The 256-nt window shown below is 37.1% G+C and carries 1 protein-coding gene; it reads right to left on the bottom strand.

Annotation, left to right across the window (positions count from 1 at the left end; all coding sequences use genetic code 11):
• Positions 1 to 48: 48 nt before the first annotated feature.
• The coding region (locus AC0L2L_RS33415; protein ID WP_473584026.1) for a hypothetical protein at positions 49 to 256 on the bottom strand (208 nt) is incomplete at its 5' end.

The raw sequence follows: 256 nt of genomic DNA, 5'->3' as shown, positions 1-256 counted from the left end.
CACATTTCAATACGCACCAATAAAATTCAGCCAGAAACTAAAAAACATCTACCAGAACACGAAACCCTCATTAATCAGTTGTTTGCCGAAGTGCATTATAAAAACTAATTCAACAAGCTGCGCAAGCGGCTGCTGCGGCTCACCCTTTTTTTTATATAGTTTTTGGGTATTGCGAGATCTTGAGTTTGCTGTTTGGTGGCAGTGTCTGTTGTGTATTATTGATAGGGCATTTTTTTTGTGATGCTTTATTTTTATT

The organism is Mesorhizobium sp. WSM4832 (genome assembly GCF_055811115.1).
Note: the sequence above shows the minus strand (reverse complement) of the source record. Positions and strands in the feature narration are given on the sequence as shown.